This is a genomic window from Buchnera aphidicola (Brachycaudus cardui) (assembly GCF_005081945.1).
Taxonomy (GTDB): domain Bacteria; phylum Pseudomonadota; class Gammaproteobacteria; order Enterobacterales; family Enterobacteriaceae; genus Buchnera; species Buchnera aphidicola_AN.
This window is the reverse complement of record NZ_CP034880.1, coordinates 1-7,687: the sequence shown is the minus strand read 5'-3', so window position 1 is coordinate 7,687 and position 7,687 is coordinate 1. Positions and strand designations below refer to the sequence as shown.

At 25.7% G+C, this 7,687-nt stretch carries 7 protein-coding genes; 1 reads left to right on the top strand and 6 read right to left on the bottom strand.

Translation table 11 applies throughout. The features are described 5' to 3' along the window. Nucleotides 1-20 precede the first annotated feature (20 nt). Both repA (D9V67_RS03180) and D9V67_RS03175 read right to left on the bottom strand, forming a co-directional pair. Complete coding sequence (gene repA / locus D9V67_RS03180; protein WP_158360119.1) at nt 21-770, bottom strand: plasmid replication initiator RepA; 750 nt, start codon at nt 768-770, stop codon at nt 21-23. Between the two features lie 130 nt (nt 771-900). Further along, nucleotides 901-1,404 carry a TIGR00645 family protein gene (locus D9V67_RS03175; RefSeq protein WP_158360117.1) on the bottom strand — a complete coding sequence of 168 codons (504 nt, stop codon included), beginning with the start codon at nt 1,402-1,404 and terminating at the stop codon, nt 901-903. A gap of 289 nt (nt 1,405-1,693) precedes the next feature. Between D9V67_RS03175 and repA (D9V67_RS03170) the strand changes: the two genes are divergently transcribed. Continuing rightward, complete coding sequence (gene repA, locus D9V67_RS03170) at nt 1,694-2,545, top strand: plasmid replication initiator RepA (RefSeq protein ID WP_158360115.1); 852 nt, start codon at nt 1,694-1,696, stop codon at nt 2,543-2,545. A gap of 353 nt (nt 2,546-2,898) precedes the next feature. Here the strand turns inward: repA (D9V67_RS03170) and leuD are convergent, their stop codons facing one another. The 4 genes from leuD to leuA are packed head-to-tail and all read right to left on the bottom strand — an operon-like array spanning nt 2,899 to nt 7,630. Next, nucleotides 2,899-3,528, bottom strand: a complete 630-nt coding sequence (gene leuD, locus D9V67_RS03165; protein WP_158360113.1) for a 3-isopropylmalate dehydratase small subunit — start codon at nt 3,526-3,528, stop codon at nt 2,899-2,901. A 2-nt stretch (nt 3,529-3,530) separates the two neighbouring features. Next, nucleotides 3,531-4,946, bottom strand: coding sequence for a 3-isopropylmalate dehydratase large subunit (gene leuC / locus D9V67_RS03160; RefSeq protein ID WP_187308342.1), 1,416 nt, complete (start codon nt 4,944-4,946; stop codon nt 3,531-3,533). Between the two features lie 4 nt (nt 4,947-4,950). Further along, the gene (leuB, locus tag D9V67_RS03155; protein WP_158360109.1) at nt 4,951-6,042 is read right to left on the bottom strand and encodes a 3-isopropylmalate dehydrogenase; all 1,092 of its coding nucleotides are present in this window, start codon (nt 6,040-6,042) and stop codon (nt 4,951-4,953) included. Nucleotides 6,043-6,070: 28 nt separating this feature from the next. Beyond that, nucleotides 6,071-7,630, bottom strand: coding sequence for a 2-isopropylmalate synthase (leuA, locus tag D9V67_RS03150; protein WP_158360107.1), 1,560 nt, complete (start codon nt 7,628-7,630; stop codon nt 6,071-6,073). Between the last annotated feature and the right edge of the window lie 57 nt (nt 7,631-7,687).

Below are 7,687 nucleotides of genomic sequence, written 5' to 3'. Positions count from 1 at the left end.
TATTGTATAAATTTGTTTTATTATTTTTTTTTATATAATTTACATAAATTATTATATTCAATATCTATCTTTTTTTTCAGACCTTTAGGACCTATTTTTGTTAATTGGCTAGCGCTATAATAGTTAATTAAGGCATTTAAAATTTTATTTCTAGCAGATTTTTCATCTAATTGTGATATCATTTCTATATCTGATAAAGAAATAAACATTTTTTTTTCTTGTATGTTTGATTTTTGAGAAAAATTTATTCGTGAACATAAATAATTATTAATCTTTGACTCCGAGATATCAAACAACATAAAAAACATTGGAGTTAAAGATATTTTTTTAGGTATATAATTACTCATTGATTTACTTTTTTCTCGTTTACATTTTATAAAACCCATAGGTTCTAAAAACTCATTTATTAATCTTGATGCACGAGTAATAGATTTATTGCCTGAATCTGAAAAAGTAGATAAACCACATTCATCTGCTAATGTTTCAATAGAAGCTTGAACTAAATTAGAATCAATATCAAAATAATATAACATAGCAAGTACTATAGCTCTCATAGCACATGCTCGATGTTCATTTAATCGTCTAAATCGAGGTAAAACATTACCAGTTTTAGGATCTATAGGTAGCAAAGTATAATTTAAACTACTTCTAGCAACGTCTATTTCTGATGCTTTTTTCATAGCATAACAAATAAATTTAGATCTTTTTCTCTTATTATGAGTTGGATTAAAAACTGGTTTAGGATTATATATATAATTTTTTCTAGACACTAAATACACTTGATTAAGTAAAATTATTTTTTAAAAGAAGAATTTATGATAAATTGAGATATTAAATTTTTTAAAAATTAACATAACAAGAATTAAATAAGTTTAACTTATTATTGATTTTAATAAAAAATTAATGTGGAAGATATTTTTTTTTACTCATTTTATCAATATACGCCATACCGAAAGCAGATAATACAAATGTTAAATGAATTATAACACATAACATAATTTTATTATCTAATATTTTTTCAGCTTCCATAAAAAGACGTAAAAGATGTACAGAGGATATAGCAACTATTGATGATGCAACTTTATTTTTAATTGAATTTACATCCATAGTACCCATCCATCCTAATCTTTTTTGATTGTCTTCCATGTCCATTTTAGAAATAAAATTTTCATAACCAGAAAACATTACCATTACTAATAGTCCACCCACTAAAGCAATATCGATTAATGATAAGACAATTAATACTAATCCAGATTCTGACATAGCTAAAATATCTGGAATAACAAATATAATTTGTTGAAAAAATTTTAGTGTTAATAATATAAATCCAAATGATAGACCTACATACACAGGAAACATTAACCAACGAGAAGCATATATAGTTTTTTCAATAATTTTTTCCATTTTTATTATTCCTAATGTTACTATATTTTAAATAAAAATTATAAAGTTTATTTTTTTATATATTAATGTTAAAAATATTCTAAAAAATTTTAATAAGTTATATTGAAAATAATTAAAATTTATGATAAGAATATCCGTATCTTTTATAAATTATATTTATTCATAAAAAAAAATAAAAGTAAAGTACATATTCTTATATATAAAAAATTTAGGTCATAAATAAAACTATCTTTTTTACATTTATCAATATAAAAAATAACTTTCTTCTACTAATTTAAAATACTACGTTATGCAATCAAGAAAATGTTATATAAATAATCCGAATCCGATTTTTATACCACCTAAAAATAATAAACGTCGACCTTCTTTTATTTGTTATGCAATGAAAAAAGCATCAGAAATAGATGTTGCACGATGTGAATTAAATTATATTTTACAAGCTAAAAATATTAAAATTGGATTACCTTTAAAAAGATTTAGACAGTTAAACGAACATCGGGCATGTGCCATGAGAGCTATGGTCTCAGCTATGATTTATCATTTTAATATTTCTTCTGAATTAGTTCAAGCATCTGTTGAACAATTATCTGATGAATGCGGTTTATCTACAGTATCTAAAGCTGGAAATAAATCTATCACACGAGCCTCTAGATTAATTACAAATTTTATGGAACCTATGGGTTTTGTTACTTGTAAAAAAACTTGGGATCGAGTATTAGGTAATTATATGCCTAAAATGATTACACTTACGCCATTATTTTTCATGTTATTTGGTGTTTCTGAACAAAAACTAATAAATGCTAAAAAACAACAATTAGGTTGGATAAATACTAATCTAATCAGCAAGGGTTTAAAACCTATTACAATGAATGATGCTAAAAGACGTTCTAAAGATACTCAGATTAAAAATATCTTTAAATATAGAATTTCTAGACATGCTTTTTATAAGAAAAAAAGAAATGCTCAAAAATTAATAAATTTAGATGAAAAAGAAGCTAGACAAACAATTCTTCGTGCTTTAGTCGCTAAGTATACTGTGAGTGAATTAACAAAATTAGGACCTAACGGTTTAAAGAAACAAGTTAATATAAGCTATTATTATTTGCGAAAAATAGCTACAAATACATATCCTGATAATTAGTTATAATAAAATTTATAAAATTAATACGTTTTTTACGTAGACTACCTTATTTCTTATTTTCCTTATTTTCCTTATTTTCCTTATTTTCTTGTTTACTCCCTCCCTTTTTTTAAAATAAATCTTATATATTTTTTATTTAAAGTATTTTTTTTATCTTTCAAAGAACTTTTTATTGAAAAAAACATATAAATGCATGTTATTATTTTTAATAAATGCTTCTTATTATATAAATGCAAAATAACAAGGTCTTTTAAAACTTATATAAAAAGATAAATAAACATAATTTTTTTATAAAAAAAAAGCGAAAGTTTTATTAATAAAACTTTCGCTTTTTTTTTATAAAAAATAAAAAATTAAATATAAGAACTAAATTTTCTTCTACCTATAAGACAACTAGAAATTTTATCTTCATAATCTTGTATTTTATCAGAATATTTCATAGTTAAATCAATATTATCTAAATTGTTTAATAAACATGTGCGACGAAAATCATCTAATTGAAATGAAAAAGAACGTTTATTTACAATAATTTCATTATTTAATAAATTTACATTAAAAGAAATACCTATATTCATCTTAACAACATCAAAAAGAAAATTAATATCTTTTTTATCTAATGTAATTAGAAGAAGTTTATTATTAAAACTATTATTATAAAAAATATCAGCAAAAGTAGATCCAATTATCACTCTAAAACCATAATCTAATAAAGACCATACAGCATGTTCTCTTGATGATCCACAACCAAAATTCTCTCTAGTTAGTAAAATACTTGCATTTTTATAAACTTCTTTATTCAAAATAAAATTTTTATTTTTTTGTAATTGCCTAGTATCTAGAAAACGCCAATCATGGAATAAATATTTACCAAATCCAATTTTACTTACCTTCTGCAAAAATTGTTTAGGAATTATAGTATCAGTATCAATATTAGCTATATCTAAAGGAACAACAACACCTGTATGTTCAGTAAATTTAAACATTTTTAATTATTCCCACTATTATCTAATTTTCTAACATCAAAAAACTTACCATGTAAAGCTGCAGCTGCAGCCATAATAGGACTGACTAAATGAGTTCGACCCCCCCTACCTTGTCGACCTTCAAAATTCCGATTACTAGTAGAAGCACAACGTTCACCATTACTTAATTTATCATTATTCATACCTAAACACATAGAACATCCAGGTAAACGCCATTCGAATCCGGCATTAATAAAAATTTTATCTAAACCTTCACTTTCAGCTTCTCTTTTAACTAAACCTGAACCAGGAACAACAATAGCTTTTACATTTTTAGAAATTTTTTTATTTTTTAATACATTAGATGCTGCTCTTAAATCTTCTATTCGAGCATTAGTACAAGATCCAATAAATACCTTATCAACTTTAACATCTGTTAAATACATACCTGGTTTTAAATTCATATATTTACAGGCAGATTTAGCTAAATCCTGTTTAACTAAATTATCAAACAAATTAAAATCAGGTATTTTTTCATTTACTGAAATAACCTGATCAGGATTTGTACCCCAAGTAATTTGAGGTGAAAGATTTGATACATTAATAACAAAAGTTTTATCAAAAATAGCATCTTTATCTGTTTTTAATGTTTTCCAAATATGTAATGATTTGTCCCAATATTCACCATATGGTGAATACATTCTGTTTTTTAAATACGCATATGTAATTTCATCTGGTGCTATTAATCCAGACTTTGCACCCATTTCAATTGCCATATTACAAATTGTCATTCTTTCTTCCATACTCATGTTTTCAACTACACTACCACAAAATTCAATTACATATCCGGTACCCCCTGAAGATCCTAATTTTCCGATAATTGATAGGATGATATCCTTAGCAGTAATAAATTTTTGCATAATACCGGATATTTCTATTTTCATAGTTTTAAAACGTTGTTGTTTTAAAGTTTGAGTAGCAAGTACATGCTCTACTTCTGAAGTACCTATACCAAAAGATAATGCACCAAATGCTCCATGAGTTGATGTATGAGAATCACCACACACAATTGTCATACCAGGTAAAGTCATTCCTTGTTCAGGACCTATAACATGTACAATTCCTTGATTAGGATTATTTAAATCATATAATGGAATATTAAACTCATTACAATTTTTTATTAATTCCTCCATTTGTATTTTTGCCATCGAACCAGATGCATTAATATCTTTACTTTCTGTTGAAACATTATGATCCATAGTAGCAAAAGTTTTTTTAGGTTGTCTAACTTGACGACTTTTATTACGTAATGAATCAAAAGCTTGAGGTGATGTAACTTCATGAAGTAAATGTAAATCTATATATAAAATAGATGTATTATTTTTATCTTCATATATAATATGTGAATCATATATTTTGTCATATAATGTCTTTTTCATTTTTTCATTCACCATTAATTAAAAAACTGGTAATAATATCACCCATTTGATTTGTATTTAAATAATTTTTACCATCAGATATATCTATAGTTCTATAACCTGCTTGTAAAACATTACTTACTGCTTTATCAATTTTATCTGCTATAAAATCTAATTTCATACCATATCTAACTAACATAGAAACAGAAAGAATTTGAGCTATAGGATTAGCAATATTTTTACCCTTAATATCAGGTGCAGAACCACCAGCCGGTTCATATAAACCAAAATTTTTTTCATTTAAACTTGCTGATGGTAACATACCAATAGAACCGGTAATCATAGCACATTCATCTGAAATAATATCTCCAAAAAGGTTAGAACATAATAATATATCAAATTGTTTAGGATCTTTAATAATTTGCATACAAGCATTATCAATATATAAATGAGATAAAGTAATATCTGGATATTGTTTTGAAACATTTTCTACTACTTCTCTCCAAAAAATAGAACTTTGAAGAACGTTTGCTTTATCTATTGAACAAACCTTTTGTTTTCTAGAACGTGCTAATTGAAAGGATAAATGAGCAATTCTCATAATTTCAGATTTATGATAAATCTCTGTATCAAAAGCATATTCAGAATTATTTTTTTTAATACGACCCCTAGGTTCTCCAAAATAAATTCCTCCTGTTAATTCTCTAACACATAATATATCAAAACCATCTTTTACAATGTCGGAACGTAAAGGAGATAGAGATTTTAATACTGGATATAATCTTGATGGTCTTAAATTAGAAAAAAGATTAAAATGTTTTCTTAAAGGAAGTAAAGCTCCTCTTTCAGGACGTTTTTCTATTGAAAGATTATTCCACTTATCACCCCCTACAGATCCAAATAAAATTGCATCAGAATTTTCACATCCCTTTAATGTGTTTTTTGGTAAAGCAACACCTTCACGATCAATGGCTATACCACCAATATTAAATTCCTTTGTTTCTATTGGTAATAAAAAATGATTTTTTAAAACATTTAAAATTTTATATGCTTCTTTCATAACTTCAGGTCCTATTCCATCACCTGGTAGTACTGCAATAAAATATTTTTTTTTCATGATAAATTTTTCTCTTTGATAAAATATGTTATTTTTTTTTAAAATGTTTTAAAATTTTTAGTTTTTTATTAACTTCTCGTGCTTTCCATATATTATTTAATACATTTACCATTGCCTGAGCTGATGATTCAATAATATCAGTAGCTAAACCAATTCCATGAAATTTACGTTTTTCATATTCAACTAAAATATCGACTTGACCAAGAGCATCTTTACCCTTACCCTTAGCTACAAGTTGAAATTTTTGTAAAATTATAGGAAAATGTGTAATTCTATTTAATGCTTGATAAATTGCATCTACTGGTCCATTACTGGTTGTAGAAGATTCCGTATGTATTTCTTTACCACATAATAATTTTACTGAAGCAGTTGATAAACCATTAGAAATAGATTGCACGCTGAAAAATTTTAAAGAAAAATATTCAGGCTGATCTTGTTGTTTATTAATAAATGCTAATGCTTCTAAATCATAGTCAAACACTTGTCCTTTTTTATCTGCTAATTTTAAAAATGCAGTATAAAGTTCATCTATATTATAATCACTACTTGTATAACCCATTTCATCCATATAATATTTTACTGCTGCTCTTCCAGAACGAGAAGTTAAATTAAGTTTAACTTCTTTTAAACCAATAGTACTAGGATCTATAATTTCATAATTTTTTCTATTCTTTAAAACTCCGTCTTGATGAATTCCAGATGAATGAGCAAATGCATTGCTACCTACTATAGCTTTATTAGCCGGAATAGGCATATTGCAAATTTGACTAATAATTTGACTAGTACGATAAATTTCTTTATGATTTATATTTGTAGAAACACCTAAAATATCTTCTCTAACCTTTATAGCCATAATTACTTCTTCTAAAGCTGTATTTCCAGCTCTTTCGCCAATTCCATTAATAGTTCCCTCTATTTGTCTAGCACCTGCCTGTATAGCTGATATTGAATTTCCTACTGCCATTCCTAAGTCATCATGACAATGTACTGAAATGATAGATTTATGAATATTAGGTACACGTTCAAAAAGATTTTTAATAATATAAGAAATCTCATTAGGTATAGTATATCCTACTGTATCTGGTATATTTATAGTTTTTACACCAGAATTTATTAATTTTTCTACAATACGACATAAATTATCTATTGTAGTTCTACTAGCATCTTCACAAGAAAATTCAATATCATCAGTATAACGTAAAGCTTTTTTTACTGAAAAAACAGCCATATCTATAATTTCATTAAAATTTTTTCTTAATTTAGATTCCATATGAAGCACAGAAGTAGCTAAAAATATATGTATCCGAAATGAATCAGAAGAAGACATAGCTTGACCAGCGGCATCAATGTCTTTTTCTACACAACGAGCTAAACTACATATTCGACTATCTTTAATATTTTTTGATATTGTTTGTACAGATTTAAAATCTCCTGGAGATGAAATAGGAAATCCTACTTCAATGACATCTATTCCAGATTTTTCTAAAGATAATGCAATTTGAAGTTTTTCTTTAACACTCAAACTTGCTTGTAATGCTTGTTCCCCATCACGTAAAGTTGTATCAAAAATAATAACTTTAGAATTCATAACAATTTTCTCGACATTAATGAAATGATTTATTAAATAAAACAAATTTATACAATA

What these genes read in the sequence shown, in the direction of transcription:
- leuD (WP_158360113.1), bottom strand. Translation starts at nt 3,528, where the DNA reads ATGTTTAAATTTACTGAACATACAGGTGTTGTTGTTCCTTTAGATATA.
- D9V67_RS03175 (WP_158360117.1), bottom strand. Translation starts at nt 1,404, where the DNA reads ATGGAAAAAATTATTGAAAAAACTATATATGCTTCTCGTTGGTTAATG.
- leuC (WP_187308342.1), bottom strand. Translation starts at nt 4,946, where the DNA reads ATGAAAAAGACATTATATGACAAAATATATGATTCACATATTATATAT.
- repA (WP_158360115.1), top strand. Translation starts at nt 1,694, where the DNA reads ATGCAATCAAGAAAATGTTATATAAATAATCCGAATCCGATTTTTATA.
- leuB (WP_158360109.1), bottom strand. Translation starts at nt 6,042, where the DNA reads ATGAAAAAAAAATATTTTATTGCAGTACTACCAGGTGATGGAATAGGA.
- leuA (WP_158360107.1), bottom strand. Translation starts at nt 7,630, where the DNA reads ATGAATTCTAAAGTTATTATTTTTGATACAACTTTACGTGATGGGGAA.